Here is a 21,674-nt window from a genome sequence, read left to right on the forward strand (position 1 = left end):
TCTGTGAACTGTCAAGGAGGCCTCGGGGGAGGCTCCAGGGGGCGCTCGGATGCGCGCGCCGGCGGTAGGGTACGGCCGTTCACCCCTCGGTTCTCCAAGTCCTTTGGACAGCAACGGAGTTCAGTCCTCGGTGCCCGCCGCCCGCTCCAGCAGCGCCACCGGCAGCGCCTCGAAGAGTTCCGCCACGCGCGCGTGCCCCGTGAACTCCCGGGCCGGAGTCAGCACGTCGATCCACCGCCCCGGCGGCAGCGCCAGCCGCGTCTCGCGCCAGCCGCCCGCCTGCGCCAGCCGCAGCGACAGCCGCGTCACGGCCGTCACGACCCGGCCCGAGCGGGCGAACGCCAGACAGTGCGCCGCGGCCGCCCCCTCGGCGGCCAGCGGCTCGTACGTCGCCGGGACCCCGAACACCTCCGGCCGCCGCCGGCGCAGTCGCAGCGCGGCCGCGGTCACCGCGTCCTTGGCGCCGGGACGCTCCGGCGGGAACCGCACCGGCCGCCGGTTGTCCGGGTCCACCAGCGCCCGGTACTCGCTCTCGGTGCCCTGGTAGAGGTCCGGCACCCCCGGCATCGTCAGCTGCACCAGCGCCGTGCCCAGCACGTTCGCCCGGATGTACGGCTCCAGCTCGCCGCGCAGCGCGGCGATCCGCTCGCCCGGCGGCCCGCACGGCCCGGCCGCCACGAACGCGGCCACCGCCTCCTCGTAGGGCGGCTCCTGCTCCGTCCAGCTCGTGTACAGGCCCGCCTCGCGCGCGTGCTTGAGCAACGCCTCCTGCACGCGCTCCGGGGCCGCCGGACCGAGTCCGAAGACCGTCTGCCAGGCCGCCCACGCCAGCTGCCCGTCCGGCACCTCCGGTTCGTCCGGCTCGCCCTCCTTCGCGCGCGTGACCTCCTCCAGGACGTCCGCCCAGCGCTGCGGGCACTCGGTGAGCACGGCGAGCGCCGCGCGCACATCGGCGCTGCGCTTGGTGTCGTGCGTCGACACGACCGTCCCGCCGGTCGGCCAGTCGCGCTGCACGCGCGCGCAGTACGCGTGGAAGTCGGCCGGGGACCCGCCCGGGGCGCCCGGGTCGCCGCCCACCTCGTTCGCCGCCAGCAGCGGCACGTACCGGTAGAACGCCGTGTCCTCCACCGACTTGGCCCGCAGCGCGGACGCCGTCTGCGCGAACCGCGCGCGGAACTCCGCCCCCGCCGCACCCTCCCCGCCGAGCACCAGGCCCCGCACCACGTCGACCGCGCCCGCCTCCTCGGGCACGACGAACGCCTGACGCGCCGCGCGGGCCGCCGCCTCGGTGACGACGGCCGCCGGGTCGCCCGAGGCGTACGGCCGGTAGACCTCCAGCCGGACGAGCAGCTCCTCCAGCGCCGTGCGCAGCGCCCAGGGCGCCCGGTCGCGCAGCGCCGGATCGGCCGACGCGGCGCACACCCGGGACGCGACCCGGGTCAGCCGGTCCGTCTCGGCCGCCAGCTCATGGCCGAGCACCCCGTACGCCGCTCGCCGCACCGTCGCCGCCCAGTCGCCGCCCCGGTCCGTCTGCGGGGCCGCGAAGCGCCGGTAGCGGGCCTGGAGCTCCCCGGCCCCCGCGGGGTCCGTGAAGAGGCCGTCGACGCGGCGCAGGGCGTCGTAGCCGGTGGTGCCGGCGACCGGCCAGGAGTCCGGCAGCCGCTCCCGGTCCGCCAGGATCTTCTCGACGACCGTCCAGCGGCCGCCGCTCGCCTCGTGCAGCCGCTCCAGGTAGCCGTCGGGGTCGGCGAGGCCGTCGGGGTGGTCGACGCGCAGCCCGTCGACCACGCCCTCGTGCAGCAGCCGCAGGATCGTGCCGTGCGTGGCCTCGAACACCTCCGGGTCCTCCACCCGCACCCCGATGAGCTCCGAGATGCTGAAGAAGCGCCGGTAGTTCAGCTCGGTGCGGGCCAGCCGCCACCACACCGGCCGGTACCACTGGGCGTCCAGCAGCCGCGGCAGCGGCAGCCCCTCGGTGCCTTCGCGCAGCGGGAAGGCGTGGTCGTGGTAGCGCAGGACGTCGCCGTCCACCCGCAGCTGCGCCAGCTCCGAGCCGACGGGACCGCCGAGCACCGGGAGCAGGACCTGTCCGCCCTGCGCCGCCCAGTCGATGTCGAACCAGCGCGCGTACGGCGACTCGGGTCCCTCTCGCAGCACCTCCCACAGGGCGCGGTTGTGGCGCGGGACCATCGCCATGTGGTTGGGCACGATGTCGACGACCAGCCCGAGCCCGTGCTCCCGCGCGGTGCGCGCCAGCGCCCGCAGCCCCTCCTCCCCGCCCAGCTCCGCGCGTACGCGCGTGGGGTCCACGACGTCATACCCGTGCGGGGAGCCGGGGACGGCCTCCAGGACCGGGGACAGATGCAGATGCGATACGCCGAGCGAGTCCAGGTACGGCACGGCCGCCGCCGCGGCCCGGAACCCGAACCCGGGCTGCAGCTGCAGCCGGTAGGTCGCCGTCGGCGTCACGGGAACAGGGGCGTCACGTCGCTCAGAGGTCATGACCACCTACGTACCCGCCCGGCCGCGTTTCGTGTCAAACCTGCCCGCGCCCGCTCCGGCCGCCCCCGGCCGGGACGGGCCCTAGGTCGGCCGTTGCAGCACGGTCATGCTCCGGTCCACCAGCGTCAGCCGCGCCCCGGCCTGCACCTTCGTGCCCGGGCCCGGCGCCACCGCCGCCGGGTTCGCCGTGTCCACGACCACCTGCCACTGCCGCCCGTGGTCGACCGGGACCACGAACTCCAGGGTCTTGGCCGAGGCGTTGAACATCAGCAGGAAGGAGTCGTCGGTGATCCGCTCGCCGCGCGAGCCCGGCTCGGAGATCGCGTTGCCGTTGAGGAACACGGACAGCGCGGACGCCTGGGCCCGGTCCCAGTCCCGCTGGGCCATCTCCGTCCCCTCGGGCGTGAACCAGGCGATGTCCGACAGCTCGTCGTGGGTGCCCTCCACCGGCCGGCCGTGGAAGAAGCGGCGCCGCCGGAAGACGGGGTGCTCCTTGCGCAGCCACACCAACGCGCGCGTGAACTCCAGCAGCTCGTTGCCGTCCTCGGGCGGCCACTGGACCCAGGCCAGCTCGCTGTCCTGGCAGTACGCGTTGTTGTTGCCCTTCTGGGTGCGACCGAACTCATCCCCATGGCTGATCATGGGCACGCCCTGGGACAGCATCAGCGTGGCGACGAAGTTCCGCATCTGGCGGGCGCGCAGCGCCAGCACCTCGGGGTCGTCGCTCGCGCCCTCCACACCGCAGTTCCAGGACCGGTTGTGGCTCTCGCCGTCCCGGTTGTCCTCCCCGTTGGCCTGGTTGTGCTTCTGGTCGTAGGACACCAGATCGTGCAGGGTGAAGCCGTCGTGGCAGGTCACGAAGTTGATGGAGGCCAGCGGCCGGCGCCCGTCGTCCTGGTAGAGGTCCGAGGAGCCGGTCAGCCGGGAGGCGAACTCGCCGACCGCGCGCGGCTCGCCCCGCCACACGTCCCGCACGGTGTCGCGGTACTTGCCGTTCCACTCGGTCCACAGCGGGGGGAAGTTCCCCACCTGGTAGCCGCCCTCGCCCACGTCCCACGGCTCCGCGATCAGCTTCACCTGGGACACCACCGGATCCTGCTGCACCAGGTCGAAGAACGACGACAGCCGGTCCACCTCGTGGAACTGGCGGGCCAGGGTCGCCGCGAGATCGAAGCGGAACCCGTCGACATGCATCTCCAGGACCCAGTACCGCAACGAGTCCATGATCATCTGCAGCACGTGCGGGGACCGCATGAGCAGCGAGTTCCCGGTCCCCGTGGTGTCCATGTAGTAGCGGCGGTCGTTCGACAGCCGGTAGTACGACCGGTTGTCGATGCCCCGGAAGGACAGCGTCGGCCCCAGGTGGTTGCCCTCGGCGGTGTGGTTGTAGACCACGTCGAGGATGACCTCGATCCCCGCCTCGTGCAGCGCCCGCACCGCTGACTTGAACTCCAGCACCTGCTGGCCGCGGTCGCCCCAGGAGGCGTAGGCGTTGTGCGGGGCGAAGAACCCGATCGTGTTGTAGCCCCAGTAGTTGCTCAGGCCCATGTCGACCAGCCGGTGGTCGTTGACGAACTGGTGCACCGGCATCAGCTCCAGGGCCGTCACCCCGAGCTCCGTCAGATGCTCGATGACCGCCGGGTGCGCCAGGGCCGCGTACGTCCCGCGCAGCTCCTCCGGCAGCCCCGGGTGGCGCATCGTCAGGCCCTTCACATGGGCCTCGTAGATCACCGTGTGGTGGTACTCGGTGCGCGGCCTGCGGTCGTCGCCCCAGTCGAAGTAGGGGTTCACCACGACCGACGTCATCGTGTGCGGCGCCGAGTCCAGGTCGTTGCGCCGCTCGGGGGCGTCGAAGTGGTAGCCGTACACCTCCTCGCCCCACCCGATCGAACCGCTGATCGCCTTCGCGTACGGGTCGAGCAGCAGCTTCGCCGAGTTGCAGCGCAGCCCGCGCGCGGGGTCGTACGGGCCGTGCATCCGGAAGCCGTAGCGCTGCCCCGGCATGATGCCCGGCACGTACGCGTGCCGGACGAACGCGTCGCTCTCGCGCAGTTCCACCGCCGTCTCCGAGCCGTCGTCGTGCAGCAGACACAGCTCTACTCGGTCCGCGGCCTCCGTGAAGACCGCGAAGTTCGTGCCGGCGCCGTCGTACGTGGCACCGAGGGGATACGCCTCTCCAGGCCAGACCTGCATGGACACGACTCTTTCAGGTGTGTCGCCCCGCCGGGGGCGCCTTGGCTTCGAGTCTCCCGGAAAGTGAGGGAACCACCTGTGACTTACGCCCCTCTTACCCGACGACCAGTGCAGACGACGTCATGCGCGATGCGCCGTGAGCCATGAGCCAGGCGTCGTGTGCCGAATCCGTGGGGCAGACACGTACTCCCGGGCAACAGGGGGAGTAGGGGGAAGATGTGCGCACGACAGTGCGTCGCCACCTGGGCAAGGTGGTGGCGGGTACGGCCATCGCGGTGGCCGCGACGGCCATGATGGTCGGGATCACCCTGCCGGGCACGGCGGGGGCGGACGACACCGGCGGCGGCAAGGCCGGGCAGAGCGCCCGGCAGGCCGCCGGACAGCAGCAGGGGGACACCGCGGCGGTGCAGCCCGGTGTCGTCGAGGAGGCGCCCGCCGAGGGCGAGAAGGGCGTGGGCCGCGATCCCCTGACCGACGACGAGATCGCGCGCGTCGAGAAGATCGCGCTCAGCCGGCAGCAGTTCAACGCGAGCGAGAACGTGGACGGCGACCGCGGTCCGCAGAGTCTCGGCGTCGACCTCGCCGAGCCCGAGGCCGACGAGGTGGACGACGCCCGGGCGCCCCGGCGCGCGGAGGTGTCGTTCTACGACTACAAGACCGACACGCTGCTCACCAGGACCGTCAACCTCGACACCGGCAAGGTCGAGGGCACCGATGCCCAGCAGGGCGTCCAGCCGCCGCTCAGCTCCGCCGAGCAGAACGAGGCCGCGAGCCTGCTGATCGCCGACCCGCTCGGCGCGGACCTGAAGGCCGACTTCAAGGACGCCACCGGCAAGGCGCTCACCTCCCCGGACCAGCTGCAGCTCGCCAGCATGGTGTACCGGGCGGCGGCGCCGGGCGCCCAGAGCGCCGCCCTCGACAAGTGCGGGGAGCACCGCTGTGTCCGGCTGCTGACGAAGGTCAGGAACGGCCCCTGGATCGACACCCGGTCCCTGGTCGTCGACCTCAGCACCCGCAAGGTCGCCCGGCTCGCCGGCTGAACCGTCCGCAGGCTCGTCCCCCACGTCCGTTCTTCGAACTTGCCTCCTGTAGAGGGATGCAAAGGGAGTCATGTCGTCATGCGCGTTCCGAATCTGATCAGCGGCCGCCGTGCCCGTACGGGGGCGCTCGTCGGCCTCTCCGTGGCAGCGCTGGCCACCGGCGCGGCCGCCGGAGCCGGCCCGGCCGCCGCCCAGCCCAAGGCGGCCCCCGCGGCGGCGGCCGCCGACTGCAGCGCCGCCTATCGCATCGAACAGAAGCTCTCCACCGGCACGACCTGGCGCATGTGCTGGCGCTTCGAGTCCAAGTCGGGCCTGATCCTGGAGAAGATCTCCTACCAGCCCCCCGGCGAGACCAAGCCGATCCGCGTCCTCAACAGCGCCAAGATCGCCCAGATCCATGTGCCGTACGACGACGGCACGAACGAGTACAACGACATCACCGACTACAACTTCGGCTCGGGTCTGGTGAACATGGCCCCCGCCGAGTGCCCCGGCGGCACCATCAGGACCGTGAAGGTCCCCGACCCGTTCGACGGCGCGAACGCGAACGTCAAGGGCCTGTGCACCACGACCCGTTCGCGCGGCCACGCCTACCGCATGCAGGCCGACGCGAACAAGGTCTTCCAGGCCCAGGGCAAGGACCTGCTGATCTACACCGTCAACAAGGTCGGCTGGTACGAGTACATCACCGAGTGGCGTTTCTCCGACGACGGCGCGATCAACATGAACGTCGGCGCCACCGGCAGCCTCTCGCCCTTCGACTACGACGCCGGAGACGGCCGCGGCTGGCCCATCGGCAAGGGCGCCAAGTCCTACGCCACCAGCCACAGCCACAACGTGTTCTGGCGGCTCGACTTCGGCCTCGACGGCTCGTCCAACACCAAGGTCGAGCAGTACGACTCGGTGGTCAGCCCGCCCGCCGGCGCAGAGCAGGGCCCGACCAACAAGACCACCCGCACCGCCGTCACCAAGGAACTCGCGGGCGACGCCGCGAACATGCGCTGGTGGCGCGTGGTCAGCGCGACCGGCAAGAACAAGGACGGCCACGCGCGCTCCTACGAGCTCGTCCCCGGCGCGACCACCAAGTACTCCGGGCGCGCCTTCACCCAGCACGACGTCTACTTCACGCAGTACAACAACTGCGAGCAGTACGCCAGCAACAACGTCCGCAGCTGCGGCGGTCCGCTGCACGGCTACTCGGTCGACAAGTGGGTGAACGGAGAGACCCTCACCCACCCCGTGGCCTGGGTGAACGTGGGCTTCCACCACATCGCCCGGGACGAGGACCAGGAGCCCATGCCGGTCCACTGGCAGGGCTTCTCCCTGGCCCCCAGGGACGTCACCGCTATGAATCCGCTCACGCCGCCCGCCCTGGCCGGACAGAACGGACAGTCGAACGGCGGTAGTTGAGAAACGACCTGTCCATCCGGCTGCACCGCCCACCGCTCCCGGAGTACCCTTCCTTGATCGTTGGGACGGGGAGTGCTCGGGGGAGCGGAAGGCGGTGCGCGGGTGGGCTCGGGAGGGCTGGAGCTGCCCCCTGGTGACGAGGGTCACGAGGGAGGCTCCACAGACGTCCCGCCCGGCACGGTGTCCCTGGCCCGGCCGATGGAGACGAACGCCATCGGACCGGAGCTGGACTGGGACGCCGACGCCTGGCGCGAGGTACGGACCCGCGCGCAGCGGGCCGGCCGGGCCTACATCTGGCTGAACCTCGTCGAACAGCGGCTGCGGGCCGTGGTGGCCGCCGTGCTGCGGCCCATCTACGAACCCGTCCACGGCGACGAGTGGGTGGTCGCCGCGGCCGGGCCCGCCGGCCAGGAATGGGTGCAGCGCGCCGTCGCCGTCCGCGAAGTCAGCCGCCGCAAGGGCTACTTGCTCGACCCGGCCGACGACAACGTGATCTCCTTCCTTACGCTGCCGCAGCTGCGCGAGCTGATGGTGCAGCACTGGCCGTGCTTCGAGCCCTACTTCGACGACCGCCGGGACGTCGAACTCGCCCTGGACGAGCTGGAGGTGACCCGCAACGTCGTCTCCCGCAACCGGGCCCTGTCCGAGGCCGTCCTGAACCAGGCCGAACGGGCCTCCGCGCGGCTGCTGGAGATGCTGGGCACCAGCGGCGACGTGCCCTCGGCCCGCCGGCTGCCCGTCGACGCGGTCGAGGACCTCGTCGGCGACCGGTACGCGGACGTGGTCGCCGTCCACACCGACCGGGTGCGGCTGCTGCGCCAGTTCCCCGCCGAGGACATCTTCGACGGCTCCCGCCGTATCGACGCCATCGGCATCGGCCTCAACCTCCTCGTGCAGAACTTCTCCGGCCGCCGGCTGGTCCGCCTCGCCGAGGCAGGCGCGCGCGTCCGGCTGCTCTTCCTCAACCCGGCCTCCAGTGCGGTCAAGCGCCGCGAGCGCGAACTGGGCATGAAGCGGGGCGAGTTGAGCCGCGCCGTGGAGATGAACATCCTGCACATGCGCCGGGTCCGCGCCCGGCTGCGCGACCCGGGCGCCTTCCAGATCCAGGTCTACGACGAGACGCCCCGCTTCACCGCCTACCTCGTCGACGGCGACGGCACCGACGGCATCGCGGTGATCCAGTCCTACCTGCGGCGGATGCGCGGCATGGAGGCCCCGGTGCTGGTGCTGCGCAACGGCAACCGGGTGGTGAAGTCCGGCGAGGTGGACGAAGGCGGACTTTTCTCGGCATACCGCGAGGAGTTCGAGCTGGCGTGGGCGGATTCGCGACCGGTGTCCTGATTCATCACGACTCGGACCGGCTCGGACTGGCTCGGGATGGCTCGGGATGGCTCGGGCTGACATGGTCGGCTTCCGGCGGCTTCGGGACGTCCCCTCGCGCCGTTAAGCGGAACGCGATCCTCTGATTGTCAGTGGTGCATGGCAGGGTGGAGACCACTGGGGGAAGCACCACCAAGAAGGGGGGCCGACATGGCCTGGTACCGGGAGCTGCTGATCGGCTTCGACCTGGAGACGACCGGGACGGACCCGCGCGAGGCGCGCATCGTCACGGGAGCCGTGATCGAGGTCAGGGACGGGCAGGTCCTGGGACGCCGCGAATGGCTGGCCGACCCGGGCGTGGAGATCCCGGCGGACGCGGTCGCGGTGCACGGGATCAGCAACGAGCGGGCCGCCGGCGAGGGCGCCCCCGCCGACCGGGTCGCCGACGCGATCGCCGAGGTCCTCGTGGGGTACTGGCGCACGGGTGTCCCGGTCGTCGCCTACAACGCGGCCTTCGACCTCACCCTGCTCTCCGCCGAACTGCGCCGCCACGGGCTGCCCTCCCTGCGGGACCGGCTCGGCGGCCAGGATCCGGCGCCGGTGGTCGACCCGTACACCATCGACCGCTCGGTCGACCGCTACCGGCGCGGCAAGCGCAACCTCGAAGCGGTCTGCGCCGAGTACGGCGTCCCTCTCGAAACCGCCCATGACGCCGCGGCCGACGCCCTCGCCGCGGCCCGCCTGGCCGCTGCGATAGCCGCCCGCCACCCCAAGGTCGCGTCCCTCGGCCCGGCGGAGCTGCACCGTCGGCAGATCGAGTGGTACGCCGAGTGGGCGGCGGACTTCCAGAACTTCCTGCGCCGCAAGGGAGACGAGGACGCGGTGGTGGACGGCGTCTGGCCGATGCGGGAGCCGGCGCACAAGCCCGCCTGACGCCGGTGCGTCCCGTCGGACGCCGTCGTGCACGGCGGCGGGCCCGCTACTTCATTCGCCTGAGCCGGGCGGCCGCCCGCCACGCCCGTAGCGCCTGGATCAGAACGGATACCACCGGACCGCCTCGTCCCCGTCCCGCAGCGATGCCACCCGACGCCGGAACTCCGCGAGCGCCTCGGGGTTCGTGGGCGCGTGCTGGGCGACCCACGCGCAGCTCGCGGTCTCGCGGGCGCCCCGCAGGACCGGGCAGCCCGCCCACTCCCGCACGTCCCAGCCGTACGCCGTGGTGAAGGCGTCGTAGTCCGCGGCGGGCAGCCCGTACCGGTCGCGGGTGAGCGCCATGACGACCAGGTCGTGCTCGCGCAGATCGGCGGAGACGGTCTCCAGGTCGACCAGGACCGGGCCCTCGGGGCCGATGTGCACATTGCGGGGGAGCGCGTCGCCGTGGATCGGGCCGGGCGGCAGCTGCGGGGTGAGCGCGGCGGCGGCCGTGGCGAAGCCGTCGCGGCGCTCCCGGAGATACGCCGCGTCCGCCGGGTCGATCGCGTCGCCCGCGAGCCGCAGCCAGCGTTCGACCCCCGACAGCAGGTCGCGCGGGGGCAGCCCGAAGGCGGGGGTGGGCAGCGCGTGCACCAGGCGCAGGAGTTCGGCCAGATCCCGCGGTTCGGCAGCCCGTACGGGGTCGGGCAGCCGGTGCCACAGGGTCACCGGGTGTCCCTCGACCAGCAGCGGCTTCGGCTCGGCCGCCCGCACCGCCGGGACGCCCGCCTCGGCCAGCCAGACCGCGATGTCCAGCTCGCGCCGGGCCCGGTCGAGGAGTTCGGCGTCGCGGCCCACCTTCACCACCAGGTCACCGGCGGCGAACACCGCGTTCTCGCCCAGGGCGAGGAGCCGCGCGTCCGCCGCCGGGCCGGGCAGTACCCCCGCCGCGGCCAGTACGTCCCGGGCCCGTGCCTCGTCCATCGTCCGCCTCCGTGTCGCTCTCCGCCCGGCCTCACCGGGCGGCGTCGGGATCCGGCCATCCGACGGCCAGTGTCGCATTCGCACAGATCGGACCGCGCGCGTGGTGTCTTGACGGCGTACAGCACCTTCACGACCATGGCGAGGCCCGTCGAAGCCGCGGGAAGGGGGCCGCACACGTGTCGCTTGCGACCGAGAAGAGACGGACCGCGCGCCGGGCGTCCGCCGCCGGACAACCACGCAGAACCTCCGGCCACGGCGCCTGGTTCCTCGTCCTGCCCGCCCTCATTCCCGTCCTGGGCCTGAGCGTCGGCCCGCTGCTCTACGGGATCCTGCTGGCGTTCACCGACGCCCAGTCGGGCCGCACCGCCCCCACCCGGTGGATCGGCGCCCTCAACTTCTCCGACCTGCTGCACGACACGCTGTTCTGGGAGTCGTTCCGGATCGGCCTGGTCTGGGCGGTCGCGGTGACGGCCCTGCAGTTCGTGCTGGCTCTCGGCCTCGCCCTGCTTCTGAACGAGGAGTTACGCCTGCGCTGGCTGGCCCGCGCCCTCGCGATCGTCCCCTGGGCGATGCCCGAGGTCGTCGTCGGCGTCATGTGGCGGCTCGTCTACAACCCGGACGCCGGCATCCTCAACGAGACCCTGCGCGACCTGGGCCTGGGCGACGGGCGGGACTGGCTCAGCGGACTGACGACCGCCCTGCCCGCGGTGATCGTCGTCGGTGTGTGGGCGGGCATGCCGCAGACCACGGTCACCCTGCTCGCCGGTCTGCAGAACACCCCCCGCGAACTGCACGAGGCGGCCGCGGTGGACGGCGCGGGCGCCTGGCGCCGCTTCCGCACGGTCACCTGGCCGGCCGTGCGGCCCATCGCCCTGGCGATCACAGCTCTCAACTTCATCTGGAACTTCAACAGTTTCGCCCTGGTCTACGTGCTGACCAGCGGCGGACCCGGCGGCCGCACCCGGCTGCCCATGCTCTTCGCCTACGAAGAGGCCTTCCGCTACGGCCAGTTCGGGTACGCGGCGGCGATGGGCTGTGTGATGGTCGCGGTGATCTCGGTGTTCCTGGCCCTCTTCCTGGTGGGCCGGCTCAAGGGAGGCGACGACCGTTGAGGACCCGCCCCGCCGCCCGCGCCGGCCAGTACACGGCCCTGCTCGCCTACCTCGTCTTCCTCGCCTTCCCCCTCGTCTGGCTGATCTCCGTCGCGTTCAAGCCCGCCCGTGAGCTGGGCAGTCTGCACCCCACCTGGATCCCGAAGGACCCCACCCTCGCCAACTTCCGCCGGGCCTTCGACGAACAGCCCCTGCTGCACGCCGCGCTCAACTCCCTCCTCGCCGCGCTGAGCGCCGCCGTGATCGCCGTGTGCCTGGCCACGCCGATGGCGTACGTCATGGCCCGGCAGCGGACCCGGCTCGCGCGGGCCGCCTCCGGCTGGGTGGTGGTCAGCCAGGCGTTCCCGTTCGTGCTGGTGATCATCCCGCTGTTCCTGGTCCTGAAGAACCTGCGGCTGATCGACTCCGTGCCGGGGCTGGTCATGGTGTACGTCGTGTGGGCGCTGCCGTTCGCGCTGTGGATGCTCGTCGGATACGTCCGTGCCGTCCCCGTCGAACTGGAGGAGGCGGCGGCGATCGACGGGGCCGGACGGCTGCGGACCCTGGTGTCGGTGACGGCGCCGCTGCTCGCTCCGGGGATCGTGGCGACGGCACTGTTCGCGTTCATCACCGCGTGGAACGAGTTCTTCTTCGCGCTCGTGTTACTGAAAACGCCTGAGAAACAGACGCTGCCGGTCGTCCTGACCCACTTCATCGGGGCGGAAGGGGTCGCCGACCTGGGTCCGCTGGCCGCCGCCGCGTTCCTCGCCACCCTGCCCTCGCTGGTCGTCTTCGCCCTCATCCAGCGACGGATCACGGGCGGCATGCTCACCGGGGCGGTGAAGAGCTGATGCGGACGAGACTGCTCATGCGGACGAGACCGCTGAGGCGGACGAGACCGCTGAGGCGGTCGAGACTGCTGATCGCCGTGATCCTGCTGCTGCTCGCGGGCTGCTCCTCCGGCGACGGCGGAGGCGACGACGGCCCCGTGACCCTCCGCTTCCAGTCCCTGGCCTGGCAGGAGGAGTCCGTCACAGCCAACAAGGAACTCGTCGAGGAGTGGAACGCCACCCACTCCGACGTCAAGGTCGAGTATGTGCAGGGGAGTTGGGACAGCGTCCACGACCAGCTTCTCACCTCCTTCGAGGGTGGCGAGGCCCCCGACGTCATCCATGACGCCTCCGACGACCTCGCCGACTTCGCCTATGGCGGCTACCTCGCCGATCTGACCAACCTCCTGCCCGCGCGCCTCAAGTCCGACATCCCGCAACGCAGTTGGGAGACGACGACCTTCGGCGACGGCGTCTACGGCGTGCCCTTCCTCCAGGAGCCGCGCGTCCTCGTCGCCAACGCGACCTGGCTGCGGGAGTCCGGCGTCCGCATCCCGACGCCCGAACACCCGTGGAGCTGGCCGGAGTTCCGGCAGATCACCGAACAGCTCAGCGGCGGCGACCGATACGGCGTGGCCTGGCCGCTGAAGGACCCCGTCTCCGCCACCCTCAACCTGTCCCTGTCGGCGGGCGGGCAGCTGTTCCACCGGGGCGCGGACGGCAAGGTCACCGTCCGCTTCGAGGCCGGCGACGAGGTCGTGCCGCGCACCGTCCACGAGCAGGTCGGCACCGACCGCAGCGCCTCGCCCACGACGCTGGGCAGCGGCGGCTCGGACACCCTGCCGGGCTTCTTCGGCGGCCGGTACGCGATGGTCCCGCTCGGCTTCTCCTACCGCCAGCAGATCGTGCAGCAGGCGCCGAAGGGCTTCGACTGGCAGGTGCTGCCCGCCCCGGCGGGCGCCGACGGACTCGCCCAGGGAGTCAGCCCGCAGACGCTCTCCGTCGCCGAGGACAGCCCGCACCGCAAGGAGGCCGTCGAGTTCATCGACTTCCTGCTCCGCCCGAAGAACATGGTGCGTCTCGCGCTGGGCGACTGGATGCTGCCGACCGGCGCCCAGGCCCTCGCCGACCCCGCCCTGCACACCACGAAGGACGACTGGGCGATCGGCACCGCCCTCGCCGCCCATCTGCGCCCGGCGCCCGCCCAGGCCGTCCGGGGCTACCCCGAATGGAAGGACAAGGTGGCGACCCCCGCGTTCCAGGAGTACTACAGCGGGGCGATCGGCCTTGGCGAACTGCGTGAACGGCTCGAGAAGGACGGCAACCTGGTGCTGGCGCGCTACCAGCGATGAACGGGCGTTGCCGGCCGGGCAGTCCAGGCTGGGGCACAGGCCGCCACGCCGAACGGCTGCTTCAGGAGCGCGAGTTCAAGAGCGTGAGTTCAAGAGCGTGAGTTCAAGAGCGTGAGTTCAGGAACGCGAGTTAAGGAACGCGAGCTCAGCGAGGCCGGTTCGGGAGGCCGGTTCAGGGTACTGCCGGGCCGGTGATGAGCTGCCCCCGGTCGTCGTAGGGCCAGACGTTGGGGACGCAGCCCTTCATGCCCTTGATCTGCTGCATCATCGCGGGGGCGGGCTTGCCCGCACCGGGGCAGGTGACATGGTTGTGGCCGAGGAAGTGACCGACCTCGTGGTTGATGATCAGCGCGCGGTAGGCCTTGACGTCCTTGGCGTAGACGGGCGTGGCCAGCAGCCAGCGCTCGAGGTTGACCATGACGTTCTGGTTCACGCTGCAGTTGTACTCGCCTCCGGTGTTCAGCCCCCCTTGGAGACAGAAATCGTCCACCGTGCCGGGGGTCGCGACCCGGACGACGAAGTCGACGGCGCCGCTGGAGACCCGCTGGAACGCCGAGTCGCCGTCCGCCGTCCAGCCGCGCGGGTCGGCCAGGATGACCTCCACCTGCCGGGCGACGTCCGCGGCGGACAGGTCGAGGCCGTCCTCGACGTCGACCCGGTAGCGCAGCGGCGTGCCCTTGCCCACGCTCGAACTCGAGCCGTCCGCGACGGTGAACGTGCCCGGCCCGGTGGCCGGGATGTCGGCCTCGGTGGTGCCGCCCGACGGACTGCCGGACGAGCCGGCGGTGCCTTTGCCGACGCCGGAACCGCCGCCGGAACCGCCGCCGGAACCGCCGCCGGACGGGCTGCCGGACGGGCTGCCGGACGGGCTCGTGGACCGGCCCGCCGGGGACTTGGACTGCGGGCTCTGCGTCGGCCGGGTGGGGCCGGGGCTCGACGCCGAGGACTTCGTGGGCTCGGCCCCGGCAGCGGCGTCGCTCTTGCCCGTGCCCGGTAACGTCCAGCCCACGGCTGCGAAACCGGTGACGCCCAGGACGGTCAGCGCGGCGATCCCGGCCCACAGTGCTCCCTTCCGGCCGCGCCTGGCGGAGGACGCGTGCGCGGGGCCGCTCCGACGGCGACGGTTGTGGGAAGGAGTTGCTTTGTGCGCGGTCATGGTTGTTTAGATTGTGATTGCTATGTGATCGGATCAGGCCCAAGTGATAACGAAAAGATAACGACCTGGCTGATGCGGTTTCATGTGATCATCCGGTAACAGAGTCCCGGCCGGGTCAAGGGCGTACGGATACTGTGCGCATGCCACGAGTTCTGCTGATCGAGGACGACCGCGCCGTACGGGACGGCGTCGTCCTCGCGCTGCGCCGTCAGGGCCACGAGGTCGCCGCCGCCGAGACCGGAGAGGACGGCCTGGACCGGCTGCGCTCCTTCAGGCCGGACGTCGTGGTGCTGGACCTGATGCTCCCCGGCATCACCGGCCTCGACGTGTGCCGCAGGATCCGCGATCTGGACCAGACACTGCCCATCGTCATCGCGACCGCGCGGGGCGATGACGAGGACATCGTTGTCGGTCTCGAGGCGGGCGCCGACGACTACGTGGTCAAGCCCGTACAGGCCCGGGTGCTCCAGGCCCGCATCCGCGCCGTCCTGCGCCGGGCGTCCGGCCCGCCCGCCGACGGCGCCGGCATACCGAAGATCGACACGTACGGGGACCTGACCGTCGACCGGGCCGGGCTCTCGGTCACCTGGCAGGGGGACCCCGTCGCCCTCGCCCCGTCCGAACTGCGGCTGCTGCTGACCCTGTCCGCCTCGCCCGGCCAGGTGTTCAGCCGGCAGCAACTCCTCGAAGCGGTCTGGCAGCACAGCTATCACGGCGACGCGCGTCTGGTGGACGCCTGCGTCAAACGGCTGCGCGCCAAGCTGGGCGAGCCCCCGCGCGAGCCCCGCCACATCCAGACCGTCCGCGGCTTCGGCTACCGGTTCGCCGCCCGGTGAGAAAGCTGAGAAACCGTTTCCGAGCACCCCAACTACGCGGCCTGCGCATGCGGTTGGTGGTGGCGTTCGCGCTCGTCGCCGCGGTGACCGCCGCCACCACCGGCGCGCTCACCTTCCGGGAGGCGCGCACCGGAGTGCTCCAGCAGAGCCAGGACGCCGTGATCGAACTGCTGCGCACACAGGTGACCCGGCTCGCCGGCGAGCTGGCCTTCCCGCCCGACCGGGCCGAACTGGGACGGTTCGCGGCAGAGGTGGCCGGGGCCGAGCCGTCGGGCACCTGGCGGGTGCTGGCCGCCTACCGCGGGCAGGAGGCCACCTCCGAGCCCGGCGACCCGTTCGAGGAGCTGACGCCCGCCCTGCGCAAGGCCGTCGACGCCAAGTCCGCCACCGTCTTCCAGCGGGTGAACCGTGCCGACCACACCGCACTCGTCGTCGGCATGTCGGTCGCCTTCACCTCCGCCACGTCGATCAACTGGCCCCTCTCCGGCCTCCAGGTGTTCCTGACGGTCCCGCAGACCACCGAACAGGGCTACGTCGACGCCCTGGTCACCGCCATGCAGCGGGCCGCCGTGCCCGCCCTGGTCCTCGCCGTGCTGCTCGCGCTGCTCGCGGCCCGTGGGGTGCTGCGGCCCGTACGCGCGCTGCGCCACGCCACCCGCAGCATCGCCGAGGGCCGACTGGACACCCGGCTCGCCGTCAACGGCTCCGACGAACTCGCCGAGCTGTCGCACACGTTCAACGAGACGGCCGCCGCCCTGGAGGAAACGGTTGCCGAACTGCGCGGCATGGAGGCGCGGGCCCGGCGCTTCGCCGCGGACGTCTCGCACGAGCTGCGCACTCCGCTGGCCGCCATGTCGGCCGTCACCGACGTCCTCGACGAGGACGCCGCCGGCCTCGACCCCGACACCGCCACCGCGGTCCGGCTGATCAGCGAGGAGACCGTGAAACTCGCCCGACTCGTGGACGACCTGATGGAGATCTCCCGCTTCGACGCGGGCGCCGCCGTGCTGCACCTGGACGAGATCGACCTCGCCGAATCCCTCCGGCGCACCCTCGCCTCGCGCGGCTGGACCGACACGGTGGACGCCCGGCTGCCGCAGCCGGACGCGCTGCGCGGCCGCGTCGACCCGCGCCGCCTCGACGTCGTCGTCGCCAACCTGGTCGGCAACGCCCTGCGGCACGGCGCCCGCCCGGTGCGACTGCGTCTGTACGAGGACGATCGGCCCGGCGCCGAACGGTGGGCGGTCATCGAGGTGCTGGACGCCGGGCCCGGCATCCCCGACAGCGTGCTGCCCCATGTCTTCGAGCGTTTCTACAAGTCGGACGCCGCCCGGTCCCGGACCGAGGGCAGCGGCCTGGGGCTGGCGATCACCGAGGAGAACGTCCGGATGCACGGCGGCGCCGTCCGGGCGGCGAACCGGCCGGAGGGCGGGGCCGTCTTCACCGTCGAACTCCCGCTGCGGCGGGACGAGTCGGGGCAGGAGGCACGACCGTGAAAGCCGTGCACCGAGCCTCACGCAGGGCCCAGCGCCCAGCCGTGCCCCGAGTCGTGCACCGGGCCCTGCGGCGAGTTGTGCCCCGAGTCGTGCACCGGGCCCTGCGGCGAGCCGTGCTGCTGTGCGTTCCGGCGCTGTGCACGCTGGTCTCCTGCGGCATTCCCACGACCGGCGTGGTAGAGGCGGGCGGGCCCGCGCACGGGATCACGCCGACGCTACGGATCTACTTCGTCCACGACGGCGCCCTGATCGCCGTCCCCCGCAGTACCGACGCGGTGGTCGACGTCCAGCCGGCCGTGCTGAGCCTCCTCGCGGGACCGACGGAAGCGGAGCGGGCGGCAGGGCTGACCACACTGCTGCCTCCGGTGAAGCTCGCCCTGACACCTGCCCCGACCCGCGACCCGAGCACTCCTTTCGGCGCCGTTCCGTCCGAGGATCCGGCCGCCGAGGCCAAGGCCGAGGCTGCGGAGTCGCTGACCGTGGCCGTGTCGGTGAACGCGCAGAACGGCGACGTGTCGATCCGACTTCCCTATGGCAGCAGGGAGTTGGACGATCTCGCGATGGCGCAGCTGATCTGCACCGCCGTCGAGGCGCGGCGCACGCTCGACGTCGGCGCCGAGGCGGTGACCGTGACGGTGACGGACGCGCTCGGCCGGAGCGTCGAAGGGTCCGACGAGCGCTGTCCCGACTTCTGACCCACATTATTCAAGTTGCACGAGACGTTTCGTCTCGCCTACCGTCGAAGTCATGACAGGTCACCCCGCCCACATCGCCATGTTCTCCATCGCGGCCCACGGCCACGTGAACCCGAGCCTCGAAGTGATCCGCGAGCTCGTCGCGCGCGGGCACCGGGTGACGTACGCGATCCCGCCCGTCTTCGCCGAGAAGGTCGCCGGCACCGGTGCCGAGGTCAAGCCGTGGCACTCGACGCTGCCCTCGCCCGACGACGACCCCAGCGCCTGGGGGAGCACCCTCCTGGACAACGTGGAACCCTTCCTGGCCGACGCCGTCCAGGCGCTGCCCCAGCTGATCGAGGCCTACGACGGGGACGAGCCGGACCTGGTGCTGCACGACATCACCTCCTACCCGGCCCGCGTCCTCGCCCATCGCTGGGGCGTCCCCGTGATCTCCCTCTCGCCCAACCTCGTCGCCTGGGAGGGGTACGAGGAGGAGGTCGCCGAACCGCTCTGGGCCGAGCCGCGGAAGACGGAACGCGGAAAGGCTTACTACGCCCGTTTCCGCGCCTGGCTGGAGGAGAACGGGATCACCGAGCACCCCGATCCCTTCGCCGGCCGTCCCGCCCGCTCCCTCGTGCTGATCCCCAGGGCGCTCCAGCCGCACGCCGACCGGGTCGACGAAAGCGTTTACACGTTTGTCGGCGCCTGCCAGGGCGACCGCTCCGCCGAGGGCGACTGGACGCGGCCCGCCGACGCGGAGAAGGTCGTGCTCGTCTCCCTGGGTTCCACCTTCACCGACCGGCCGGACTTCTACCGGGAGTGCGTGAAGGCCTTCGGCGAGCTGCCCGGCTGGCACCTCGTGCTGCAGATCGGCCGACACGTCGACGCGGCCGTGCTGGGCGCCGCACCCGACAACGTCGAAGTACGTTCCTGGGTACCGCAGTTGACGATCCTGAGGCAGGCCGACCTGTTCGTCACACACGCCGGCGCGGGCGGCAGCCAGGAGGGGCTGGCCACGGCCACACCGATGATCGCCGTACCGCAGGCCGTGGACCAGTTCGGCAACGCGGACGTGCTGGAGGGGCTCGGCGTGGCCCGCCGCGTCCCCACATCGGAGGCGACCGCCGAGGCCCTGCGGAAGGCCGCCCTCGCCCTCGTCGACGATCCGGAGGTCGCACGTCGACTCAAGAGCATCCAGGCCGACATGGCGGACGAGGGCGGCACCCGCCGGGCCGCGGACCTGATCGAGGCCGAACTCCCCGACCGACCCGCGAACGAGGAAGCGACAAGGGCCCGTTGACTCCCCCGGGAGGTCAACGGGCCCTTGGGCCTGGCGGGTTGTGGAGGCACTGAGTGCTCAGAGGTTCAAGGAGTTCTCAGTGACTCAGAGGGGCTCTCGGTGGCTCCGAGAGCTCTCAGTGGTTCAGAGAACTCTCAGTGGTTCAGAGGGTTCTCAGAGGGACGTGTGGGCGTGCGGCGTGGAGCGTCAGACCGTCAGCCGCTCGCCGTCGCCCCGCGTCGTCGCAGTCGTCGACGTCGCGATCGCCTCCGACGACTCGTCGTGCGTGAGGTCGGGCAGCCAGTGCAGCCACTTCGGCAGATACCAGTTGCGCTCGCCGAGCAGCGCCATCACGGCCGGGAGCAGCACGCCCCGGATGATCGTCGCATCGATCAGGACCGCGGCGGCCAGGCCCACGCCCATCTGCTTCATGGACTGCATGGACAGCGTTCCGAAGATCGCGAACACGGCGACCATGATGACCGCGGCGCTGGTGACCACACCCGCCGTGGTGACCACACCGTGCTTGATGGCCTCGTTCGTGCTGCGGCCCCGCATCCGCGCCTCGCGGATCCGTGAGACGACGAACACGTGGTAGTCCATCGACAGGCCGAACAGGATCACGAAGAGGAACAGCGGCAGCCAGGTGATGATCGCGCCGACGCCCTCCGCGCCCACCAGCGACGCCCCCCAGCCGTGCTGGAAGACGGCGACGAGGATGCCGTAGGCCGCGCCCACCGACAGCAGGTTGAGCACGATCGAGGTGATCGCGATCGTCAGCGAGCGGAACGACAGCAGCATCAGCAGGAAGGCGAAGACCACGACGAACGCGAAGACCGGGGCCACGGCTCCGGCCAACTGGTCGTTGAAGTCCTTCGAACCGGCCACCTGCCCGGTGATCGGCGCCTGGAGGCCGTCGACCTTGCCGAGCGTGGCCGGCCGCACCTCGTCGCGCAGCTTGTCCAGGCTCGCACCCGCCCTGTCCAGGTCGGAGCCGCCGACCAGCGGAACGTACACGTAGGCGATGTTCTGCGCGTCGTGCAGCTTGATCTCGACCGGGCCGCGGGAGGCGCCCGAACTGACCGCCTGCTCCTTGAACGCCTGCAGCGCGGACTTCACCTCGGCGGCGTTGATGTCGTCCGCCTTGACGATCACCTCGGCCGGCTCGGAGCCGCCCGGGAAGGCGTCGTTGACCCGGTTGTAGGTCTGCACGATCGGCAGCGAGTCGCCGAACTCCTGGTCCAGGGTGAGGTTCTGGGTCTTCATGCCCACCGCCGGCGCGGCGATGGCGAGCAGCGCGCCGGCCGCCACGACCAGCGAGATCGCGGGCCTCGCGAGGACGACCTTCAGAACGGCGTTCCAGAACCGGCTGCCCTCGTCGGTCGACCGGCCGCCACCGTTCTCCTTGCCGTTCCTACGGCGCTTGTCCGGGTGCAGGAACGGGATCCGCCCCTTCTCCACCCGATGGCCGAGCAGCGACAGCAACGCCGGGAGAACGGTTACCGAGCCGATCATGGCGACCGCGACCACCATCAGCGAGGCCAGGCCCATCGCCTCGAACGTGGCGAGCCCGGTGAACAGCATGCCCGCCATGGCCACGCACACCGTGACACCGGAGACGATCACGGCACGGCCACTGGTCGCGGCGGCGATCCGGAGAGCGGTTTCCGGGTCGCGTCCCGCAGCCCGCTCCTCGCGCTCACGGCGCAGGTAGAACAGGCAGTAGTCGACGCCCACGGCCAGACCGACCAGCAGCATCACGGAGCTCGCGGTGTCGTCCATCGGCTGGAAGTGGCTGACGATGCTCATCAGACCGATCGTGGCGACGATCGCGGTGATCGCGAGCGCCACCGGCACCAACGCCGCCACCAGCGCGCCGAAGGCGATCAGCAGAATGCCCAGCGCCACCGGCACCGCGGAGTACTCGGCCTGCTGGAAGTCGTCGCCGAACGCGTCGTCGAACGTCTTCATCATGCTGGCGCCGCCGATCTCCTCGATCCGCAGCGAGGAGTGTTCCTTCTGGACGCCTTCGACGGCCTTGAGCACCGGCTCGACCCGCTCGCCCGCGGTGTCGGAGTCGCCCCGCATGTCGAACTGGACGAGCGCGCTGCGGCCGTCCTTCGAGATCGTGTCCGTGTCGTACGGCGAGGTCACGTCGGTGACCTCGCCGGTCTTGCCGACGGCCGTGACGACCGCGGTGACGGCGGCCCGGAACTCCGCGTCGGTGGCCTTGACGGAACCGTCCTTCGACTGGACGAGGACGGTCTCACCGGCCGGTTCGTCGATGCCGGCGTCCTCGACGATCCGGGCGGCCGTGTGGGTCTCGCCCCCGAGCTGGTCGCTCTCCTTGACCTCGACCGTGCCCGCCGCCGAGCCGATCCCCATGGCCAGGACCACGAACAGCAGCCAGATGCCCACGGCGGCCCATCGGTGCCGGACGCTCCAGCCGCCGGCCCGCGCGGCGATGCCCCGCACCCGTATGTCTGCGTTCCCCATGACGGGCCTGCCCCCTTGTATGCGGTGACAGCCCCCTGCCGCCACCTTTCGATTCGAAGGTATGGGTTGGATAAAGCCTTCTCGTCGTGCTGTCCGGTGA

At 71.5% G+C, this 21,674-nt stretch carries 15 protein-coding genes and 1 pseudogene; 11 read left to right on the forward strand and 5 right to left on the reverse strand.

The features are described 5' to 3' along the window. Positions 1-120 precede the first annotated feature (120 nt). Together treY and glgX are read right to left on the reverse strand one after the other, a co-directional pair. Entirely contained in the window at positions 121-2,502 is a 2,382-nt protein-coding gene (gene treY, locus ACWD4O_RS01575) for a malto-oligosyltrehalose synthase (RefSeq protein ID WP_451276312.1), read from the reverse strand. 81 nt (positions 2,503-2,583) lie between these two features. Further along, complete coding sequence (gene glgX / locus ACWD4O_RS01580) at positions 2,584-4,695, reverse strand: glycogen debranching protein GlgX (protein WP_451276314.1); 2,112 nt, start codon at positions 4,693-4,695, stop codon at positions 2,584-2,586. 218 nt (positions 4,696-4,913) lie between these two features. Between glgX and ACWD4O_RS01585 the strand changes: the two genes are divergently transcribed. The 4 genes from ACWD4O_RS01585 to ACWD4O_RS01600 all read left to right on the forward strand — a co-directional run bounded on the left by ACWD4O_RS01585 (position 4,914) and on the right by ACWD4O_RS01600 (position 9,398). Continuing rightward, positions 4,914-5,735: a Tat pathway signal sequence domain protein gene (locus ACWD4O_RS01585; RefSeq protein WP_451276316.1), complete on the forward strand. Its 822-nt coding sequence runs from the start codon at positions 4,914-4,916 to the stop codon at positions 5,733-5,735. 78 nt (positions 5,736-5,813) lie between these two features. Next, positions 5,814-7,145 (forward strand): copper amine oxidase, encoded by a 1,332-nt coding sequence (locus ACWD4O_RS01590; protein WP_451276318.1) that lies wholly within the window; start codon positions 5,814-5,816, stop codon positions 7,143-7,145. A 102-nt stretch (positions 7,146-7,247) separates the two neighbouring features. Then, positions 7,248-8,486 (forward strand): SAV2148 family HEPN domain-containing protein, encoded by a 1,239-nt coding sequence (locus ACWD4O_RS01595; protein ID WP_363169480.1) that lies wholly within the window; start codon positions 7,248-7,250, stop codon positions 8,484-8,486. 189 nt (positions 8,487-8,675) lie between these two features. Continuing rightward, positions 8,676-9,398, forward strand: a complete 723-nt coding sequence (locus ACWD4O_RS01600; RefSeq protein WP_451276320.1) for an exonuclease domain-containing protein — start codon at positions 8,676-8,678, stop codon at positions 9,396-9,398. A 99-nt stretch (positions 9,399-9,497) separates the two neighbouring features. On the opposite strand, the gene ACWD4O_RS01605 is transcribed toward ACWD4O_RS01600, so the two are convergent. Further along, positions 9,498-10,361: a phosphotransferase enzyme family protein gene (locus tag ACWD4O_RS01605; RefSeq protein ID WP_451276322.1), complete on the reverse strand. Its 864-nt coding sequence runs from the start codon at positions 10,359-10,361 to the stop codon at positions 9,498-9,500. A gap of 176 nt (positions 10,362-10,537) precedes the next feature. Between ACWD4O_RS01605 and ACWD4O_RS01610 the strand changes: the two genes are divergently transcribed. Genes ACWD4O_RS01610 through ACWD4O_RS01620 form a run of 3 tightly spaced genes read left to right on the forward strand, consistent with a single transcriptional unit; the run spans position 10,538 to position 13,634 of the window. Then, positions 10,538-11,473, forward strand: a complete 936-nt coding sequence (locus ACWD4O_RS01610) for a carbohydrate ABC transporter permease (protein ID WP_451276324.1) — start codon at positions 10,538-10,540, stop codon at positions 11,471-11,473. Continuing rightward, on the forward strand, positions 11,470-12,303 hold the full coding sequence (locus ACWD4O_RS01615; RefSeq protein WP_451276326.1) for a carbohydrate ABC transporter permease: 834 nt from the start codon (positions 11,470-11,472) through the stop codon (positions 12,301-12,303). The genes ACWD4O_RS01610 and ACWD4O_RS01615 overlap by 4 nt, the downstream gene beginning before the upstream one ends. Before the next feature lie 17 nt (positions 12,304-12,320). Further along, complete coding sequence (locus tag ACWD4O_RS01620; RefSeq protein WP_451276328.1) at positions 12,321-13,634, forward strand: ABC transporter substrate-binding protein; 1,314 nt, start codon at positions 12,321-12,323, stop codon at positions 13,632-13,634. 172 nt (positions 13,635-13,806) lie between these two features. Here the strand turns inward: ACWD4O_RS01620 and ACWD4O_RS01625 are convergent, their stop codons facing one another. Continuing rightward, complete coding sequence (locus tag ACWD4O_RS01625; protein WP_451276330.1) at positions 13,807-14,790, reverse strand: DUF3152 domain-containing protein; 984 nt, start codon at positions 14,788-14,790, stop codon at positions 13,807-13,809. A 140-nt stretch (positions 14,791-14,930) separates the two neighbouring features. On the opposite strand from ACWD4O_RS01625, the gene ACWD4O_RS01630 reads away from it, so the two are divergent. From ACWD4O_RS01630 to mgt, 4 genes and pseudogenes are all read left to right on the forward strand, one after another. After that, positions 14,931-15,626 (forward strand): response regulator transcription factor, encoded by a 696-nt coding sequence (locus ACWD4O_RS01630; RefSeq protein WP_451276332.1) that lies wholly within the window; start codon positions 14,931-14,933, stop codon positions 15,624-15,626. 47 nt (positions 15,627-15,673) lie between these two features. Next, complete coding sequence (locus ACWD4O_RS01635) at positions 15,674-17,122, forward strand: sensor histidine kinase (protein WP_451276334.1); 1,449 nt, start codon at positions 15,674-15,676, stop codon at positions 17,120-17,122. A 41-nt stretch (positions 17,123-17,163) separates the two neighbouring features. Beyond that, a complete protein-coding gene (locus ACWD4O_RS01640) occupies positions 17,164-17,817 on the forward strand; it encodes a hypothetical protein (protein ID WP_451276336.1) in 654 nt (217 codons plus the stop codon). A gap of 15 nt (positions 17,818-17,832) precedes the next feature. Continuing rightward, positions 17,833-19,099 (forward strand): annotated as a pseudogene (gene mgt, locus ACWD4O_RS01645) (macrolide-inactivating glycosyltransferase). 186 nt (positions 19,100-19,285) lie between these two features. Here mgt and ACWD4O_RS01650 read toward each other — a convergent pair. Further along, entirely contained in the window at positions 19,286-21,574 is a 2,289-nt protein-coding gene (locus ACWD4O_RS01650; RefSeq protein ID WP_451276338.1) for an MMPL family transporter, read from the reverse strand. Between the last annotated feature and the right edge of the window lie 100 nt (positions 21,575-21,674).

The organism is Streptomyces sp. NPDC002623, from assembly GCF_053592635.1.